The sequence below is a fragment of the Sphingobium sp. genome (assembly GCF_041987595.1).
In the GTDB taxonomy this organism is placed as follows: Bacteria; Pseudomonadota; Alphaproteobacteria; order Sphingomonadales; family Sphingomonadaceae; genus Sphingobium.
The window spans coordinates 1-648 of sequence record NZ_JBHIWJ010000222.1; the positions used below are offsets into that span (position 1 = coordinate 1).

General features: G+C 65.7%; 1 protein-coding gene. It reads right to left on the reverse strand.

From position 1 onward, the window contains the following. A partial coding sequence (locus tag ACFC3J_RS22855; RefSeq protein WP_375198195.1) for a M48 family metalloprotease occupies window positions 1–648 on the reverse strand: 648 nt, incomplete at both ends.

The window sequence follows — 648 nt, forward strand, 5'->3', positions numbered from 1 at the left end:
ACCGCGCGAGGAGGAGCGGCCCCAAGGGCTGCGCGGCGGATAGTTCTCGTTGGCGCCGACCGATGGCATCGCCCGCGCGCCGAGCTCGGCCGCGAGTTGCTGGAGGGCGGAAACACGGTTCTGCGTCGAAGGATGGGTGGCGAAAAGGTTGTCCACACCATGGCCCGACAGCGGATTGATGATGAACATGTGCGCGGTCGCTGGATTTCGCTCCGCCTCGTAGTTCGGCACCTGATGTGCCGCGCCCTCGATCCTCACCAGCGCGGAAGCCAGCCACATCGGCTGTCCCACGATGCGCGCACCGAGATTATCCGCGGCATATTCGCGGGTGCGGCTGATCGCCATCTGCACCAGCATGGCGCCGAGCGGGGCGAGGATCATCATCAGGATCGAGCCGACGATGCCGAGACCATTGTTGTTCTCGCGGTTGCCGCCGAAGAACATCCCGAACTGCGCGAGCATGGAGATCGCGCCAGCGATGGTCGCGGTGATCGTCATCAGCAGCGTGTCGTGGTTCTTGATGTGGGCGAGCTCGTGCGCGATCACCCCGGCAAGCTCCTCGCGGCTCAGCTGGTTCATCAGGCCGGTGGTGACGGCGACTGCGGCGTTCTCGGGGTTACGGCCGGTCGCGAACGCGTTGGGCTGGAC